General features: G+C 58.5%; 16 protein-coding genes. 10 read left to right on the top strand and 6 right to left on the bottom strand.

Going from position 1 to position 16,066, the window contains the following annotated elements; genetic code table 11:
• Positions 1–662: amino acid ABC transporter ATP-binding protein (locus BN1139_RS03075; RefSeq protein ID WP_041980159.1), on the bottom strand; the 662-nt coding region annotated here is incomplete at its 3' end.
• Between the two features lie 106 nt (positions 663–768).
• Between BN1139_RS03075 and BN1139_RS03070 the strand changes: the two genes are divergently transcribed.
• Both BN1139_RS03070 and BN1139_RS03065 read left to right on the top strand, forming a co-directional pair.
• Positions 769–1,311, top strand: a complete 543-nt coding sequence (locus BN1139_RS03070) for a hypothetical protein (RefSeq protein WP_005351136.1) — start codon at positions 769–771, stop codon at positions 1,309–1,311.
• 216 nt (positions 1,312–1,527) lie between these two features.
• Positions 1,528–1,809, top strand: a complete 282-nt coding sequence (locus BN1139_RS03065) for an RNA recognition motif domain-containing protein (RefSeq protein ID WP_005337180.1) — start codon at positions 1,528–1,530, stop codon at positions 1,807–1,809.
• 71 nt (positions 1,810–1,880) lie between these two features.
• Here the strand turns inward: BN1139_RS03065 and BN1139_RS03060 are convergent, their stop codons facing one another.
• Complete coding sequence (locus tag BN1139_RS03060; RefSeq protein ID WP_041202761.1) at positions 1,881–2,780, bottom strand: aldo/keto reductase; 900 nt, start codon at positions 2,778–2,780, stop codon at positions 1,881–1,883.
• Positions 2,781–2,927: 147 nt separating this feature from the next.
• On the opposite strand from BN1139_RS03060, the gene BN1139_RS03055 reads away from it, so the two are divergent.
• The 3 genes from BN1139_RS03055 to ltaE all read left to right on the top strand — a co-directional run bounded on the left by BN1139_RS03055 (position 2,928) and on the right by ltaE (position 5,256).
• Positions 2,928–3,335 carry a helix-turn-helix domain-containing protein gene (locus BN1139_RS03055; RefSeq protein ID WP_005351138.1) on the top strand — a complete coding sequence of 136 codons (408 nt, stop codon included), beginning with the start codon at positions 2,928–2,930 and terminating at the stop codon, positions 3,333–3,335.
• A gap of 87 nt (positions 3,336–3,422) precedes the next feature.
• Positions 3,423–4,124, top strand: a complete 702-nt coding sequence (locus BN1139_RS03050) for a Rossmann-fold NAD(P)-binding domain-containing protein (protein WP_005351139.1) — start codon at positions 3,423–3,425, stop codon at positions 4,122–4,124.
• A 112-nt stretch (positions 4,125–4,236) separates the two neighbouring features.
• Positions 4,237–5,256 (top strand): low-specificity L-threonine aldolase, encoded by a 1,020-nt coding sequence (gene ltaE, locus BN1139_RS03045; protein WP_005351141.1) that lies wholly within the window; start codon positions 4,237–4,239, stop codon positions 5,254–5,256.
• Between the two features lie 89 nt (positions 5,257–5,345).
• Here the strand turns inward: ltaE and BN1139_RS03040 are convergent, their stop codons facing one another.
• From BN1139_RS03040 to BN1139_RS03030, 3 genes are read right to left on the bottom strand one after another with little or no spacing between them, the layout of a single operon-like run.
• Positions 5,346–5,777: a PAS domain-containing protein gene (locus BN1139_RS03040; protein ID WP_005337175.1), complete on the bottom strand. Its 432-nt coding sequence runs from the start codon at positions 5,775–5,777 to the stop codon at positions 5,346–5,348.
• 8 nt (positions 5,778–5,785) lie between these two features.
• Positions 5,786–6,808 carry a response regulator gene (locus BN1139_RS03035; RefSeq protein ID WP_005351143.1) on the bottom strand — a complete coding sequence of 341 codons (1,023 nt, stop codon included), beginning with the start codon at positions 6,806–6,808 and terminating at the stop codon, positions 5,786–5,788.
• Positions 6,809–6,862: 54 nt separating this feature from the next.
• A complete protein-coding gene (locus BN1139_RS03030) occupies positions 6,863–7,801 on the bottom strand; it encodes a LysR family transcriptional regulator (protein ID WP_005337171.1) in 939 nt (312 codons plus the stop codon).
• Between the two features lie 861 nt (positions 7,802–8,662).
• Between BN1139_RS03030 and BN1139_RS03025 the strand changes: the two genes are divergently transcribed.
• From BN1139_RS03025 to BN1139_RS03005, 5 genes are all read left to right on the top strand, one after another.
• Positions 8,663–10,615, top strand: coding sequence for a putative bifunctional diguanylate cyclase/phosphodiesterase (locus BN1139_RS03025; protein ID WP_013723827.1), 1,953 nt, complete (start codon positions 8,663–8,665; stop codon positions 10,613–10,615).
• Positions 10,616–10,758: 143 nt separating this feature from the next.
• Positions 10,759–12,324 (top strand): AbgT family transporter, encoded by a 1,566-nt coding sequence (locus BN1139_RS03020; RefSeq protein ID WP_005351146.1) that lies wholly within the window; start codon positions 10,759–10,761, stop codon positions 12,322–12,324.
• Positions 12,325–12,395: 71 nt separating this feature from the next.
• Positions 12,396–13,121, top strand: a complete 726-nt coding sequence (gene nfsA, locus BN1139_RS03015; RefSeq protein ID WP_005351148.1) for an oxygen-insensitive NADPH nitroreductase — start codon at positions 12,396–12,398, stop codon at positions 13,119–13,121.
• Positions 13,122–13,312: 191 nt separating this feature from the next.
• Entirely contained in the window at positions 13,313–14,077 is a 765-nt protein-coding gene (locus BN1139_RS03010; protein WP_005337161.1) for a hypothetical protein, read from the top strand.
• Positions 14,071–14,625: a VOC family protein gene (locus BN1139_RS03005; RefSeq protein WP_041202689.1), complete on the top strand. Its 555-nt coding sequence runs from the start codon at positions 14,071–14,073 to the stop codon at positions 14,623–14,625. Before BN1139_RS03010 ends, BN1139_RS03005 begins: the two co-directional genes overlap by 7 nt.
• A gap of 144 nt (positions 14,626–14,769) precedes the next feature.
• On the opposite strand, the gene BN1139_RS03000 is transcribed toward BN1139_RS03005, so the two are convergent.
• Positions 14,770–15,993, bottom strand: a complete 1,224-nt coding sequence (locus BN1139_RS03000; protein ID WP_005351152.1) for an MFS transporter — start codon at positions 15,991–15,993, stop codon at positions 14,770–14,772.
• Positions 15,994–16,066: the final 73 nt, after the last annotated feature.

The following is a 16,066-nucleotide window of genomic DNA, read 5'->3' as shown; positions in this document are numbered from 1 at the left end:
ATAAAGAGCACCCGATCCGCCACCTGACGGGCAAAGCCCATCTCGTGGGTGACGCAGATCAGGGTCATCCCCTCGTCAGCCAGCTCGCGGATCACATCGAGCACTTCGCGGATCATCTCGGGGTCGAGGGCGGAGGTGGGCTCGTCAAACAGCATCAGCTCGGGTTGCATGCAGAGGGAGCGGGCGATGGCGACCCGCTGCTGCTGGCCGCCGGAGAGCTGGTGAGGGTACTTGTCGGCCTGTGCCTGAATGCGCACCCGCTCGAGCAGCCCGAGCGCCCGGGCTTTGGCCTCCTGAGGGCGCAACCCCAGGGTATGCACCGGCGCCACCATCAGGTTTTCCAGCACCGTCATATGGGGGAAGAGGTTGAATTGCTGAAACACCATGCCAACCCGACCTTGCAGGCGGCGCAGGTAGGAAGGGGTCACCTGCTCGCCAAACAGGAACAGCTGGCCGTCGTCGATCCCCTCCAGCCCGTTGATGGTGCGGATCAGGGTTGATTTTCCCGAGCCTGACGGGCCACAGATGACCCACTTCTCTCCCCGTTCAATGGTGAGATCGATGTGATGAAGAGCCTGAAAGTCGCCATAGAATTTGTCGACGCCACAAAAGCGCACACAGGGTTGCGAACTGGTCAAGAAGTGGGTTCCACTGAGAATCATTTACGCCATGGTATTGATTTTATAGGGGGATGACAAAGAAAACCCCCTTGTCAGCATCCTGATGGCTATTCACAATGGCGCCATTTCGTGATGACAGGAGCTTTTCATGCGTATTACATCCTTGCTTGCCGGTTCCCAGGTGCAGCTGTTGATGCCGCCAGCGGTTCGCTATCGCTGCGTCATTTTTCTGTTGTTGCTGGTGAGTTGGGGCGTGGTGGCGGCCTCCTTGTGGGATGGTTGGGGCGCCATGGCGCTGCTCAACTGGGTGGGCGTGGTCTTTGGTGGCATCACCGGGATCATGGTGTCGCTGCCCCGCAGCTGGCAGCCCTGGCGCCTGGCGGAGCTGGGGTGGGATGAACAGCATATCTATTTGCTCAATGGCAACAAGGATGAAGCGCTGGCACTGCCCCGCAGTCAGTTGGTGGCGCTCGAACGAGAGCGGCGAGTGGGTCACGACGGCCAGTGGCTCGACTTCAGCCTCGATCTGCAATTGAGTGAAGAGGAGCTGGCGGCGGCCATGGCCTTGCTGGATCTCAATGCGGGGGAGCTCCATCTGGTGAGCCCGTCTGTCTATCGCTTCGGCTTTAAACGGGCCTGGCACGGTCGCCGGATGCTGGCGCAACGGTTGTCAGATCTGCAATCGGCCTGAGTCGACTATTTTCTCGACAATTCCCGGCAAAGCTCAGATACTGCCTGTGACTCGAATTGATCTTGTCTGCACTGTTAACCCAAGAGATCAATCACTTGACGACAGTGTGGAGAAGGCCACGGCATGAAGCCATGGCAGGTCCGGCATAGGGGTTGTGCCCTTACCGTTATGCTGGGAATTGCATAGAGAAGGCACCTTGAATCGAGAGTGGATGGCATGAAGATTTACGTAGGAAATCTGTCGTACCGGATGACGGCCGACGAACTGAAAACCCTGTTCAGCCAGTTTGGACAGGTCGACAAGGTTGATATCATCATCGACCGCGATACCGGCCAGTCAAAGGGGTTTGGTTTTATTGAAATGCCGGTCAATGGTGATGCCGAAAAGGCCATCGCTGGTCTGCATGGCACAGAAGTCGGTGGCCGTACCATCACCGTCAACCAAGCCAAACCGAAGACAGATGCTCCCCGTGGTCGCCCGCAACAGCGCCACCGCTAAGGTGCCTCGGCAATAAAAAAACGGCATGGGTTTCCCCCATGCCGTTTTTGTTTCTGGACGTTTTGCTGTTATCAGGGGACGTCGTAACCGAGCGCCGCCTTGCGGATGCGGAACCACTGCTGGCGATTGAGGACGATGGATTCGGTGGCCACGGCGGCAGCAATCCGCTCCCGTTTGCCGGAGCCAATCAATGGCAGCGGCTGGCTTGGCAGCATCATTACCCAGGCGTAGACCACCTGCTCGATAGTCTGGGCGCCCACTTCCTGACGGATCTGCTCCAGTTCGGCACGCAGCGGGGCACAGGCGTCATCGCTGAACAGTCGGCCGCCGCCGAGACATGACCAGGCCATCGGCTTGATGCCAAGCTGCTGGCACTGATCCAGGGTACCATCGAGTGTCCCTTCCTGATGAAGCGGCGAGATCTCCAGCTGGTTGGTGACCAGCGGGAAGGGGAGGCGCGATTGCAGTAGCTCGAACTGACGGGCGGTGAAGTTGGATACCCCGGCGTGCTTGATCTTGCCCGCCTGTTTCAGGGTGATAAAGGCGTCGGCCACTTCATCTGCGTTCATCAGGGGGTCCGGGCGGTGGATCAGCAGCAGGTCCAGATGGTCGGTGCCGAGCTTGCGCAGCGAGGCCTCGGCGCTGGCGATGATATGGTCCTTGCCGGTGTTGTAGTGGTTGAGAGCATGCTCCGGCTTGGCGGTGAGGGCGATACCGCACTTGGTGACGATCTCCATCCGGCTGCGCAGGGAAGGCTCGAGGCGCAGGGCGTGACCAAAGGCCTCTTCGCACTGGTAGCCACCATAGATATCGGCGTGATCGATGGTGGTGACCCCCAGATCCAGATGATATTTCATCAGATCGAGCAGAGCGGCCGGAGAGAGCTGCCACTCCATCAGGCGCCAGTAACCCATGATGAGGCGAGAGAAGGTGGGGCCTTGCGGATGCAGGGCGACACGGGATACAGACATGGTTGACTCCTTGAAAAACACGATGCGAAAACGATGTGCAACATAGATGACTGCGCGCATCTTGGCCTCATGTGGCTGGCAAAGCAATAATGGGCAGTGGCATGATTCGAACTTTGGTTCTGATCGCAGAGTAGGAGAGAGAGTTGGATGGAAGGATTTGCCGAGCGCTTGCAGAGCCTGATCGGGGAGATGAGCGTGAGCGCGTTTGCCCGCAAGGTGGGGCTCAGTGAAGCGCTGATCCGCAAATATTTGAAGGGAGCCGAGCCTGGCCTGGCGCGGGCCAACCAGATCGCCATGGGGGCCAACTGCTCGCTGGAGTGGCTGGCAACCGGCTGCGGTTATCTCTACCGTCAGGCGGAAGTGGTAGACAGGGAGGCGCTGGCAGCGGCGCAGCTACTGCTGGGCGAGCAGCAACCCGGGGTGGGGCTGCCCGATGAGGAGGCACTGGTCACCCTGCTCGCCTATTACCAGTTTTTGCGCACCCACAAGAAAGCGGACGGTTTTCTCGACTTGGCGCTGGCGCGGGAGTTTGGTCGCCATCTGGGGGAAGCGTGATGAGGGGCATATTACCCTTTGGTCGTGTCACGGCCGGTTGATTATTCTGATACGCTCTAAGCAAGATAACTCTCCATGGAATGGGCGATGAGCTACTTGATCCTCGGAAGCGGTGCGCTGGGCTCGGCGCTGGCAAGAGAGCTGATGGCAAGGGGGGAATCCTTCCTTCTGGCCGGGCGCACCTATCCAAAAGGGATCGAGATGGGGGCCTTCTTCCCGCTGCAAGAGGTGGATGCCATCTCGTTCGACGCCCTGTTTACCCTCTACGACACCGATCCGCTCCCCACTGTGGTGATCAACACCATCGGCCTGTTGCACGATGTCAGCTTTATGCCGGAGCGACGGGTCGAAGAGGTGCACCCCAAGTGGCTGTGCGACAGCCTGCTGGCCAATGCCTGGCCAACACTGGCGCTGGCTGCCCGTTTCAGTCGGTTGATGGGCAGTGACCATCCGCTGTGGCTCTGTGCCATCTCCGATCTGGCGGGCTCCATCACCTCCAATCTGGAGGGGGGACGTTACAGCTACCGGATGAGCAAGGCGGCCCTCGACATGGGGGTGAAAACGCTGGCCCTTGAGTGGGCGCAGCGTTTCCCGCAAGCAGGGGTGGTGGCAGTAGCGCCCGGCTTGATGGACTCCCCGATGAACGCTCCCTTTCTGAGCGAGTTGCCCGCGGATCAATTGCAGGATCCTGCCGAGGTGGCGGGGAAACTGCTCAATCTCATCAAGGGGTTATCGTTGACCCAATCGGGTCAGCTACTGGATCTCAACGGTCAGCCGCTGCCCTGGTAAATCCCGCCTGCGGGTTCTATGGACGTCTATTGGCTTCACATTCTGCTCATGCGCCCCTTGCCAAGCGAGGGGCGCATGGCTAACGTCACTCTCCTGTTTCAGGAGGGATCTCATGCGCTATATCGATTTACGAAGTGACACCGTCACCCAGCCTACTGACGCCATGCGTCAAGCCATGCTCCACGCCGAAGTCGGTGACGATGTCTATGGTGAAGATCCGGGCGTCAACGCGCTGGAGGCCTTTGGTGCCAGATTGCTGGGCAAACAGGCGGCGCTGTTTGTGCCGTCCGGCACCATGTCCAATCTGTTGGCGGTGATGAGCCACTGTCAGCGCGGTGAGGGGGCCATCCTCGGCAACGCCGCTCACATCTATCGCTATGAAGCGCAGGGGAGTGCCGTGCTGGGCTCCGTAGCCCTGCAACCCTTGCCGATGCAGCGCGATGGCACGCTGGCATTCGATGATATCAAGGCTGCGCTGGCCCCTGATGATGCCCACTTCGTCCAGACTCGCCTGATCTGCCTTGAGAACACCCACAACGGCAAGGTGCTGCCGCTCTCCTATCTGCAGGAGATGGGGGCATTTGTTGCCGAGCGCGGCTTGAAGCTCCATCTCGATGGCGCACGGCTTTTTAACGCCGCCGTGGCCAGCGAGACCCCGGTCGAGGTGATCGCCGCTCCATTTGATAGCATCTCGATTTGTCTCTCCAAGGGGTTGGGCGCACCGGTGGGCTCGCTGCTGGTGGGCAGCCACGATTTCATCGCCCGTGCGCGCCGCCTACGCAAGATGCTGGGAGGTGGCATGCGTCAGGCGGGGATTCTGGCGCAAGCCGGTCTGTTTGCCCTCGAGCAGCATGTGACCCGCCTGGCCGATGATCACCGCCGTGCCAAACGGCTGGCCGAAGGGTTAGCTGCACTGCCGGGCATCGAGCTCGACCTCTCGCTGGTGCAGAGCAACATGGTGTTCCTGCGGCTGCGTGAGGGGGAGTCTGCCCCTTTGCTGGCCTTTATGAAGGAGAGGGGGATCCTCTTCTCCGGTTACGGCGAGCTGCGGCTGGTGACCCATCTGCAAATCAACGATGACGATATTGAAGAGGTGATCGACGCCTTCACCGAGTATCTCGGAGCGCGTTGAGACGGCTGGTGAGGTAGAGGTTATACCAAGACCTGTTCATACCGAAATAACAGAGGGCGCCGCGGCGCCCTCTGTTATTTGCTGCAAGCTCAAGCCTGCCGCTGGCCGCTCATCAGCATGGCCTCATCGGTGGCGTCGTAGATCATCACCGCGATATGGGTTACTTGACCGCCGAAATCGGCCAGTGGCACCAGGGTCAGGTTCTGGAACATATGGGGGGCAGAGCCGGTAATGGGGCGATAGTTGGAGAAACGTAGCAGATAGGGCTTCTGCTCCCAGGTGCTGAAGGCGCGGTTGTTGAGCTTGAAGACCATGTTGGCCTTGCGCTCGAACCAGGCTCTGTCCACATCGGGGAAGAGCTCGAACAGTACGCCATCGCGCACGTCACTGGCCAGTCGGCCGCTGTGGCTCTCCATAAAGCCGTTCCACACCTGTACCTTGTACTCCTTGTCGAGCACTACCAGGCCTACGTCCAGGTTCTGGACTATGTTCATCAGCCAATGAAATTCACGGATTTCCATAGTCACTCCTAGAGCATGTGCATGATTTTGTTGTTCATGGTGGCGATGGAATCTTCGGTAAACAGCAGCAGCAGATCACACTGCACCGCGTAATCCTGGATCCGGTAGTTGATCTCGATGGCGAGCGTGCGGCGCCAGCGACTCTTGTTAGTGTTGATCAGCTCGTTGATGGGTCTGTGCTGGCCGAGCACCACCGGGTGCCCCTGACTGAAGGGGGTGTCGAGCTGGTTGGCGTAGCCGCGCAGGAAGGCGCCGATCAGCACGTTGGCGGTATCCATCAACAGCTCCAGTTCGGCGGTGCGATCCAGCGTCCCCTGATGGTTCATCAGCTTGGCCAAATCTTTGAAGCTGGAGTCATGGAACAGGATCAGCGCTTCACCGGCGATCCCCGCTCCGATAAACCCCTGACAGACGGCGGAGAGGGTATCCGAATCCGCAGCCGCCGAGAGGGCCATGTGCAGCTCGGAGACCTCCAGCACGTTGACGTTGGGGATAGGCAGTACCACGAAGGCGTTGAGCAGACGAGCCAGCAAGTCGGCTGCCTGACCCATGGAGACGTTGGCCAGCTCCTGATAGACATCGCGGATTTCGGGGGTGATCTTGACGCCTGCATCGGCTACAACGCCGTTTGGCTGCTGCTCGGGGGCGCTTGGTTGACCGCTCGGGGCGGCGCTCCAGAAATCATGCTTTTTGAGCAGGGCGAGCAGGGTCTCGGGGGCGGCGGGTTTCTTGATGAAATCGAGCGCCCCCAGCCCCATGACCCGTTGATAGGCCTCTGGTTGGATATCCCCGGAGACCACGATCACCTTACTGCGTAGACCCTCCCGTTGGAGGGTCTCCAGCACGCCGTAACCGTCCATTTCCGGCATGGTCAGATCGAGGAAGATGAGATCGCCATGACCCATCAGCACCTGTTCGATCCCTTCGAGACCATTGGCTGCGTAGTGCAAATCGACTTTCCAGTCGGCCGGGAGCGCCCGCGCCAGCTGTTTGCGGGCGAACCCGGAGTCATCACATATCAATACATTCATGGCGTTAGGCAGGCTCTGTTGGCAAGGGATGCTATAAGTGTGGCCCGCTAACGGTCAGATGCAATGGGTGAGGCTATCACCTTGTGAAAATTGGTTGTCCCACTGCCGATTGCGATAGCGTGCTGAGTATTTTTCAACAAATTCAACGAACATCTTAACACGCAACGGAGCGAACTGGTGCTGGCAACACAACATGTAGAAGGGGCGATTGCCGGTTTGCCAGTCGGTCAGTACCGGCACCAGCTGCTCGTCATGGAGGAAGCTGCTCAGATAGTGCAGCGGGGCGTTGACGATCCCCAGATGACGCCGGGCTGCGCGTACCGCGGCCTGGGTCTGGTTGACGGTCAGTTTGGCGCTGCGTTTGATGCAGACACTCTGGCCATCCTTGTCGGTCAGTTGCCAGTGCTGGTGAGGCCAGCAGTAGATGAGATCGTGCTCTTCCAGCTGGTTGGGATGGGAGGGGGTGCCCTTTTTGGTCAAATAGAGTGGTGAGGCAAACAGGCCGTACTCGATATGCCCGAGACAGATCGCATTGGGCAGCGACTGGGGCAGCTCACCGTTGAAGAACACCAGATCCCGATCATTGTCGAACAGGTGCTGGTGATCATTGGTCTGGGTGATATCGAACTGTACCTCGGGATAGTGCAGTCCGAATTCGGCCAGCATATCGATGAGGATGGTGTTGGAGAGCGCGATCGGCGCAGCTATCCGGATAAGCCCTGTGATATCGGCCTCTTGACCCTGGATCTCGCTGGTGGCCTGCTCGATTTGTGCGAGTGGCGTGCAGAGACGTTCGTAGTATCTGAGGCCATCATCGGTAAGGCGGAGCTTGCGGGTAGAGCGATGTAGCAGGGAGCAACCCAGTTGCTCTTCCAGCTGGGAAATGCGTCGACTGATGGTGCCTGTTGGCATGCCCAGTGCGGCTGCAGCGTGGGAGAATCCTCCCTCTTGCACCACCTTGACGAACAGGTAGAACTCTTCGATGTGCTTCATAAACGCTGTTCTGGGTGTAACAAGGGGGCAACCATAAAAAGAGCGTTCCGGGTTGGCAAGGGTAATTCAGCGTTTAATTGATCTGGATTCGATTTCTGTTGATACCAGTTCTCCACCCGCCCGTCATCTCAGTTTCCCCGAGCTGGTGATTATTCCGGCACGATGCCAAATGGTGCTGCGGCAGTGATGCTTGCCATATTCCCTGATTTGTTCCGCTATAACCGCAGGCGAAGGCCGATATTGCAACCTGATGGAAGGGCGCCGGGTTGCTCTGCGTACTCAGCCGGGGTGGTTTTCCATCTACAACCAATGTGATGCAGATCATATATTCGGGTTTTGCTCATTGCCTGTTGAAAAATGAATTTGGGGTATATCAATTCCGCCTTAGTGAACTATTTTTGTCCGTTTTGGCGTTTTTTTGGCTGTTTATCCATCCGCTTGGTTAATTAATGGAAGCTTTGTGACAGAGAGTGATGACTATTTCCACCATTGATTTAAATGTTAATAACAAATTTGTCGCAGCAAATATGCAATTGCTCTTTCAAGGTCTCGAGTGGATAGCTCTTAGTGCTTGTTTTTACTGGGGAAAAAAGTTAAAAATCGACTATATGATTTGCCTGGATTAACAGGGTCCTTGGCTGAGTCCTTTGTAGTATTGCCGTACAGGCTGCCCTGTTGTTGATATCTGAAATAGTTTTGTCCGCTCTTGGCTATGTGAAAAGGGATAATGGCCGAGAGGTATTTGCACCTTGCATTCTGCAGCTAGCGGTTTGCCAGATCTGTTTTCCGGTTAACCAGTGACCATCCAGCATGAATGACCTTGACCAGATGAATACGCTTGACGAACGGTTACTGAAGACGATGGATGTTCTGCATACCCCGATCTGGGTTTATGACATCGAGCATCACCATATTTTCTGGGCAAACAGCGCCGCGCTCTCCGTGTGGGAGGCGACGTCTCTCGACGAACTCTGCTCCCGCGACTTCTCTGCCGATATGGCAACCGCCATCGATCTGCTGCTGCAGCGCTATCTGGGTGATTTTCAGCAGGGGCGCAGTTACAACGAGTGGTGGACCCTCTCCCCAAAGGGGGTCAAGAAGCAGATCTATCTGCGCCTCTCCGGTATTCAACTGGCTGGCCGGCTGATGATGATGACCGAAGCGGTGCTCGACTCCGATACCCTCTATCAGGAGTCCTCGCTGGCAACCGGCGATACCCTTGCCTGCCTGTTCGATAGCCATGGTGTGTTCGAGAGTGGCAACTATCACTTCGAAATGTGTTTCGGCCACCAGATCGCCAAGCTCTCCCAGGTTTTCTCCGGCAATGATGACAGCTTCTACCAGAAGCTCTCCCGTCTCGATGAAGTGGTGACCGAGGGGGAGTGCCGTACCCTCAAGGGGATGCGCTGGTTCCAGTATCAGTTCCGCTATATCCAGCAGGGGGCCCGCATTCTGCTCACCATGCGCGATATTACCGATCGCAAACTAGAAGAGCTGGAGCATCGCCACCTCGCCTGGCACGACTCCCTGACCGGCCTGCTCAATCGGTATGGCTTGATGAAATCCCTCGAGGCCTATTGCGGGCTGGGGGAGCGTTTCGCGTTGGTGTTCATGGATCTGGACAACTTCAAGCTGGTCAACGACAACTACGGCCACAAGGCGGGAGATCGCCTGCTGGAGCGGGTCGCCGGTCGCCTCAAACAGATTTGCCCGCGGGATGTGGAGCTGGCTCGCCTCGGTGGCGATGAATTCACAGCACTGGTGCCGCTGGGCAATCAGGGGGATCGGGCGCAAGAGGTGGCCGATCAGATGCTCTCCCAGATGACCAAGCCGCTGCAACTGAGCGGGCTGCCGGAGGTGACCATCGGTGGCAGTATCGGTATCGCCATCTATCCCGATGATGCGGATGACGGGGACAACCTTATCACCCGTGCCGATATGGCCATGTATCAGGCCAAGCAGATGGGGCGGCTGCGCTGGCAGCGTTTCACCCCCAGCATGCAGCAGACCCTGCAGCGCAAGCTCAATCTCAAACAGTTTCTGGCCAAGGCCATCGGCCGTCAGGAGCTGAGCCTCTGTTACCAGCCGCAGGTCGATGCCGCCAAACGGCGTCTGATCGGTTACGAGGCGCTGCTGCGCTGGTACAACCCGGTGCTCGGCCATGTCTCGCCGGTGGAATTTATCCCGCTGGCCGAAGAGATGGGGCTGATCCGCGAGATCGGCAGCTGGGTGCTCTCCACCGCGCTGGCACAGGTAGCCAGCTGGCAGAAGCGCTTCCATCAGCGGGTGCCGGTCTCTGTCAACCTCTCCGGTTTCCAGCTCTCGTCGGCGCTGCCCGGGCAAGTTCGCCAGCAGCTGGAGCTGCACGGGGTGGATGCCTCCCTGTTGACGCTGGAGCTGACCGAAACCGTGTTGATGCTCGATATGAAGGGGTGTCTCGGCATTCTCGATGATTTGAGCGAGCAGGGGATCAAGATTGCCATCGATGATTTCGGTACCGGCTACTCCTCGCTGGCCTATCTCAACCGGTTGCCGATCAACAACATCAAGCTGGATCGCTCCTTCGTGGTCGGTCTCAACTTGCCGGTGATCCGGGCGACTGCGGCCATGGCCACCAATCTGGGGTTGGGGATCATGGCCGAAGGGGTGGAGGAGCCTCACGAGCTGGCCGCACTGCAGACCCAGGGGTGCCATGTGTTCCAAGGATATCTGTTCAGCAAGCCGCTGACTGTGGCGCAAGTCGAGGCGAGCGGTTTTGTGGTTGAGTGCCAGGTTGGGCGTTATCCACTGCTAGATGCCGTAATGGCAGAGTAACAAGTGTGCGTTAGGCCACAACTTGGGATTTTATTCCGCAATATTTAATCAAAATTAATCATTCTTTTGCGATCGGTCATGAGACGGATTGGCTGGAATTGCTAGCATGCGCCCTCGTTTCTAGGGAAAGGAGTATCGCAATAATGAGTCATGCTGCTGTCAATGACCGTCCGGCCAGCCCTCCCAAAGGTTGGTTGAACCGTTTCCTCAATGGCGTCGAGAAAGCCGGGAACAAATTACCCGACCCCGCCATGCTGTTCCTCTACGCCTTGCTGATCGTCTGGGTCGGCTCCTGGGTGTTGTCACAATTCCAGTTTGATCTGGTCAATCCCCGTACCGGGGAAGCGGTAGTGGTCAACAACCTGCTGACCGGTGCCGGTCTGGCCGAGTTTCTCTCCACCATGGTGACCACCTTTACCGGCTTTGCCCCGCTCGGGATCGTGCTGGTGGCCATGCTCGGGGTCGGGGTGGCCGAGCAGTCCGGTTTTATCAATACCGGTCTGAAAAAGTTGCTGAAAGTGACGCCTGCCCGTTTTCTCACTCCCATGCTGATCCTGGTAGCGATCGTCAGCCACACCGCCGCAGATGCGGGCTATGTGCTGGTGATCCCCATCGGTGGCATCATCTTCCACGCTGCCGGACGCCATCCGTTGGCGGGGATCGCCGCTGCCTTTGCCGGCGTTTCCGGCGGTTTTGCCGCCAACTTCCTGCCCTCCGGCGGGGATGCGCTGCTGCAGGGTTTTACCCAGTCCGCTGCTCAGTTGCTCGATCCTGACTACATGGTCAACACCCTGTGCAACATCATCTTTACCGGTGCCTCTTCGTTGCTGATCATCTGCGTCGGCTGGTTCATCACCGAAAAGGTGGTGGAGCCGCGCCTCAAGCACGTGGCGCTCAACGAGGATCTGGAGAGTGCCGACGAGATGGGGCGCTACAGCGCGCAAGAGAGCCGGGCCTTCAACTGGGCTGGGTTTGCCATGCTGGCGGCTATCGTGCTGCTGGCGCTGGCGCTCTCCCCGAGCGATTCACCGCTGCGTGCTGCCGATGGCTCCCTGACCACCTTCGCCGCGCCGGTGATGAAGTCCATCGTGCCGCTCATCTTCTTGCTCTTTATCCTGCCCGGGATTGTCTACGGCTTTGTCGCAGGCAGCTTCAAGAGTGGCAAGGATGTGATCGATGCCATGTCGGCCACCATGAACAAGATGGGCTCCTACATGGTGATGGCCTTCTTCTGCGCGCTCTTTATCAAGGCGTTTGGTGACTCCAACCTGGGCACCCTGCTGGCCCTCTCCGGTGCCGAAGTGCTTCATGCGCTGGCGCTGCCCGGTGAAGTGACCATCGTCGGGATGATCCTGCTCACCGCCAGCGTCAATCTGGTGGTGGGGTCGGCTTCGGCCAAGTGGGCGCTGATCAGTCCGATCCTGGTACCCATGCTGATGGCGGTGGGGATCTCCCCCGAGCTGACCCAGGCGGCCTATCGGGTCGGGGATTCTGCCTCCAACATCATCACCCCGCTGATGGTCTTCTTCCCGCTGGTGGTGGTCTATTGCCAGCAGTATGTGAAGAGCACCGGGATCGGTACTCTGGTCTCCATGATGCTGCCGTACTCGCTTGCCTTCCTGGTGAGCTGGACGATTTTCCTGCTGCTCTACTGGGCGCTTGGCTTCCCGCTCGGGTTGCAAGCCCCTTACGTCTATCCGGCCCCTTAAGCTGGGTGTGCGAGGGAGCCTTGGGCTCCCTCGTTTTTTTCGCTATGGTGTTACCTCATTTTGGAGGTGCCATGAATCAGACCATCGATCTTATCCTTTCCCATCGCTCCATTCGTCAGTTCACTGCCGAGCCGATCGCCCCGCAGCAGCTGGATGCCATTCTCGCCGCCGCCCAGTCCGCCTCAACCTCGAGCTTTTTGCAGGTGACCAGTATTGTGCGAGTCTGCGAGCCCGAGGCGCGTCAGCAGTTGGCCATGCTGGCGGGCAATCAACCCTATGTGGTGCAGGCGGCCGAGTTTCTGGTGTTCTGCGCCGATTACCACCGCCACACCCAGATCGTGCCCGAGGCCCAGACCGGCTATGCGGAGCAGTTGCTGATCGGAGCCATCGACGGCGCCCTGATGGCGCAAAACGCCTTGCTGGCGGCGCAGTCGCTGGGGCTGGGCGGGGTCTATATCGGCGGCATTCGCAACCATCCGGCCGAGGTGAGCGAACTGCTCGGCTTGCCCCATCAGGTGATCCCGCTGTTTGGCCTCTGCCTTGGTCATCCTGCCCAGCAGCCGGAGCAGAAACCCCGTCTGCCCAGGGGATTGGTGGTGCATCAGGAGCGCTACCAGCACGAGCTGGATCGCGACCTGCTGGCCCGGTACGATCAGCAGATCGCGGACTACTATCAGGCCCGCAGCAGCAATAACAAGCAGCAGACCTGGAGCGGACAGATCCGCGCCATTCTGGGCAAGGAGTCCCGCCCTTTCATGCTGGGATTCCTGCAATCGCGGGGCTTTAACCTCAAGTAATGGCGCTGATGGGCGATACTATGGGGAGGTGACCGTCATGGTCATCATCCCCTGATCCTGCAATCTCTCCCTGAGACCGGGGGCACAGCTTGGTGACAAATCGTGGGCAAGGGGGGATCTGCAGGCTACCTTAAGTGGGTAAGCTGTTGTAGGATCACGCAATTGGATAGGAACAGGGGTTTGGACATCCTATGATTTTAACTTTGGTATTGCTGTCTATTGGCGCACTCCTGTTTTTGGTTATCGCCTATAACGTGGTGCAGCAATATAAGCAGAAGGCAGAGGCGGACAAGCGTCACGCCGTTGCCAGACACAAGACGGTGGCCGACGAGACCGAAGAGGTGCTGCTGAACGTCAATCTGGTGCCTTTCTCCAAGAACATGGTGTTGCTGTTGCAGCACCGGATCCTCGATGCCTATCGCGCCATCGCCCAGGTGATGCCGAACAATCAGATCAAGCAGCGCATCGTTGATGTGCAGACCCAGATCAAGAATGTGCAGGAGAACTACAGCGTGCAGGATGAGGGGCAGTTCAAGACCCCGGAGTCCGATCGTCAGGCGATCCAGATGCTGCAGCTGGTCAAGAAGATGCGGGCCGTGCTGCGGGTCGAGCACAACAAGGGCAAGATTGACCCTCAGGGATTTGCCCAGGAAGAGCGCCGCCTCGAGCTGATGCAGCTCAAGATCAACATCTCCAATCTGGTCAAGCGGGCGATGGATGCCCGCATTCAGGGCCAATATGGTACATGCCGCCAGCTCTATACCAAGGGTCTGTCGGCCATGGCGAGCGTGGGCGACAAGGATCCCTATCTGCTGGCCCGTGAAGAAGATATGCGTCAGGGGCTCAAGGAGCTTGAAGAGCTGCAGCAGCAAAACAGCGCGCAGGATCTGCAAAACATCAAGGACAAGGAAGCCGACGAGCTTGATGTCCTGTTTCAACCCAAGAAGAAATGGTAAGCATGTCCCACCCACTCGATTCCACACTGGGGCCAATGGCCCCATTTGTTTCTCAGCTGTTGGCCGAACTGGCCGCCACTGGCGTCACCATTTCCCGGCCAACGGTCGATCACCTCTGTTATCGGGCGGCTACCCTGCAGGAGTACTGCGCGCTATGTGCTGTGCTGGCTGAGGCAGGTACCTTGTTGGTGGAGGGGATGATTGGCGGACGTCCCATCGCCACTTATCAGTTGCATCAGCCTCTGTTGGTTGGTGAGGTACAGGTACCCTGTATCGAGCTGGCTGCACCGAAACCGGGTCGCGTCCATCAGGCGGGGTTGGAACATATCGAGCTGGTGGTCACTTCACTGCAAGATCTGGTAGCGCGCTATCCCGAGCTGCCATTCAAAACCGGCAACATGCAGGATACCCGCAACCCCGATATTGGCCTGATGTTGCCCTCCGGACAGATCAAGTTTCATCTGCGCCCGCTGGCTGAGGTGATCGCCGAAGAGGTGGCGACCGGTGCTGTGGTCGCGGTGCCTGCGGATTATTTCGATCAGGAGTGATCCTGCTCTAAATGCGGTGCGAGCCTGACAGGCTCTTGAATAACGCAGCAAAAGGGGTCACCGGTGTGACCCCTTTTGTTATCTGGCGGTGCTGGGTTGCGAGATCGCCATCTGCTCGTGGGTGACCCTGTTGTGCTGAGCCTGTTACCCGTGTCGGTGGGGTTGCTGGGCGGGCAGTGGCGATTGGCTTCGCTGCTTGAGACGGCCGAGCCAGAGGCTCAAGCCCGCCGTCAGGATGAGGACCAGTTCAATCCCCATGACCAGACCGCCCAGCTCGCCTTGCTCCCAGAAGGGGTGCAGGTAAAGCCCACCCAGACTGGCTCCCAGATAGTAGGCTACCAGATAGAGAGAGGAGGCGAGGGCGCGGTTGTGTTCGACATGATGACCGACCCAGGCACTGGCGCAGGCGTGAGCCAGGAAAAAGCCGAAGCTGGAGATCAGCAAGCCACTCAGGATCCCGGGCAGGCTTCCTTGCAGCAGCCACAGACTGCCGATAGCCATCAGCGCGATCCCGACTAGCAGCATCCGTTGTGCCCCCCAGCGGTTGGCAAAGCGGCCGCTCAAGGAGGAGGCTACAGTCCCCGAGAGATAGGTGAGAAACAGCATGCCGAGCCACTGCGTGGGCAGGGAGAAGGGGGGCTTGGCCAGCAGGAAGGTGAGATAGCTGAACTGGTTCAGAAACACCATAAAGTTGAGCCCCCCGATAAGGTAAGCCCCTACCAGCAAGGGATTGGTCAGGTGTTGCTGCAAGGCGCGAGCAAATTGGCCGCGAACCGGGGCGCTCGCCACAAAGCGGGTTTGGTGGGGCAGCAGCCAGAAGACCAGCGGCAGCAGTAACAGGCTGATCACTCCGATCCCCAGAAAGGTATGCTGCCAGTCGCCAAACCAGCCCGCCAGCAGGCCGCCTACCACCCGACCGGCAATGCCACCGAGGGAGTTGGCGGCAATATAGACCCCCACCGCCGAGAGCAGCGCCCGTTTGCTGAACTCTTCCCCCATATAGGCAATCGCGGTCGCGGGCAGCCCTGCCAGCAGCGCGCCCTGCAGGATGCGCAGCAACAGCAGGGAACCAAACTGCTCAACCAGCGGGATTAACAGTGAGAGCAGGATCGCCAGGGTGAGTGTCCCCAGCATGACTTGCCGACGGCCATGGCGATCCGCCAGTCTGGCGCAGATCAGCAGGGAGGCGGCGAGGCCAGCAGTGCATCCTGCCAGGGTCCAGCTGGCCGAGAGGGAGTTGACCGAGAAGACCTCGGCAATCAGGGGTAACAGGGGATGGGTCTGGTAGAGGTTCAGAAACACCAGAAAAGAGCCCAGGCTGAGGGCTAGGGTTGCACGTATCCACTCGCGACTTCCAACTTCAATCATTGCGTATTGTCCTGACTACTTTTGGTCAGGGTAGAGTCCTTGCGGTTATAAATATAATATATTTAAGTTATCC

This window comes from Aeromonas veronii bv. veronii (assembly GCF_000820225.1).
Classification (GTDB): domain Bacteria; phylum Pseudomonadota; class Gammaproteobacteria; order Enterobacterales; family Aeromonadaceae; genus Aeromonas; species Aeromonas veronii.
This window is presented reverse-complemented; position numbering and strand designations above follow the sequence as displayed.

Excerpts from the sequence above, each read along its gene's own strand:
- BN1139_RS03070 (WP_005351136.1), top strand. The coding sequence starts at position 769 with ATGCGTATTACATCCTTGCTTGCCGGTTCCCAGGTGCAGCTGTTGATG.
- BN1139_RS03065 (WP_005337180.1), top strand. The coding sequence starts at position 1,528 with ATGAAGATTTACGTAGGAAATCTGTCGTACCGGATGACGGCCGACGAA.
- BN1139_RS03060 (WP_041202761.1), bottom strand. The coding sequence starts at position 2,780 with ATGTCTGTATCCCGTGTCGCCCTGCATCCGCAAGGCCCCACCTTCTCT.
- BN1139_RS03055 (WP_005351138.1), top strand. The coding sequence starts at position 2,928 with ATGGAAGGATTTGCCGAGCGCTTGCAGAGCCTGATCGGGGAGATGAGC.
- BN1139_RS03050 (WP_005351139.1), top strand. The coding sequence starts at position 3,423 with ATGAGCTACTTGATCCTCGGAAGCGGTGCGCTGGGCTCGGCGCTGGCA.
- ltaE (WP_005351141.1), top strand. The coding sequence starts at position 4,237 with ATGCGCTATATCGATTTACGAAGTGACACCGTCACCCAGCCTACTGAC.
- BN1139_RS03040 (WP_005337175.1), bottom strand. The coding sequence starts at position 5,777 with ATGGAAATCCGTGAATTTCATTGGCTGATGAACATAGTCCAGAACCTG.
- BN1139_RS03035 (WP_005351143.1), bottom strand. The coding sequence starts at position 6,808 with ATGAATGTATTGATATGTGATGACTCCGGGTTCGCCCGCAAACAGCTG.
- BN1139_RS03030 (WP_005337171.1), bottom strand. The coding sequence starts at position 7,801 with ATGAAGCACATCGAAGAGTTCTACCTGTTCGTCAAGGTGGTGCAAGAG.
- BN1139_RS03025 (WP_013723827.1), top strand. The coding sequence starts at position 8,663 with ATGGATGTTCTGCATACCCCGATCTGGGTTTATGACATCGAGCATCAC.
- BN1139_RS03020 (WP_005351146.1), top strand. The coding sequence starts at position 10,759 with ATGAGTCATGCTGCTGTCAATGACCGTCCGGCCAGCCCTCCCAAAGGT.
- nfsA (WP_005351148.1), top strand. The coding sequence starts at position 12,396 with ATGAATCAGACCATCGATCTTATCCTTTCCCATCGCTCCATTCGTCAG.
- BN1139_RS03010 (WP_005337161.1), top strand. The coding sequence starts at position 13,313 with ATGATTTTAACTTTGGTATTGCTGTCTATTGGCGCACTCCTGTTTTTG.
- BN1139_RS03005 (WP_041202689.1), top strand. The coding sequence starts at position 14,071 with ATGGTAAGCATGTCCCACCCACTCGATTCCACACTGGGGCCAATGGCC.
- BN1139_RS03000 (WP_005351152.1), bottom strand. The coding sequence starts at position 15,993 with ATGATTGAAGTTGGAAGTCGCGAGTGGATACGTGCAACCCTAGCCCTC.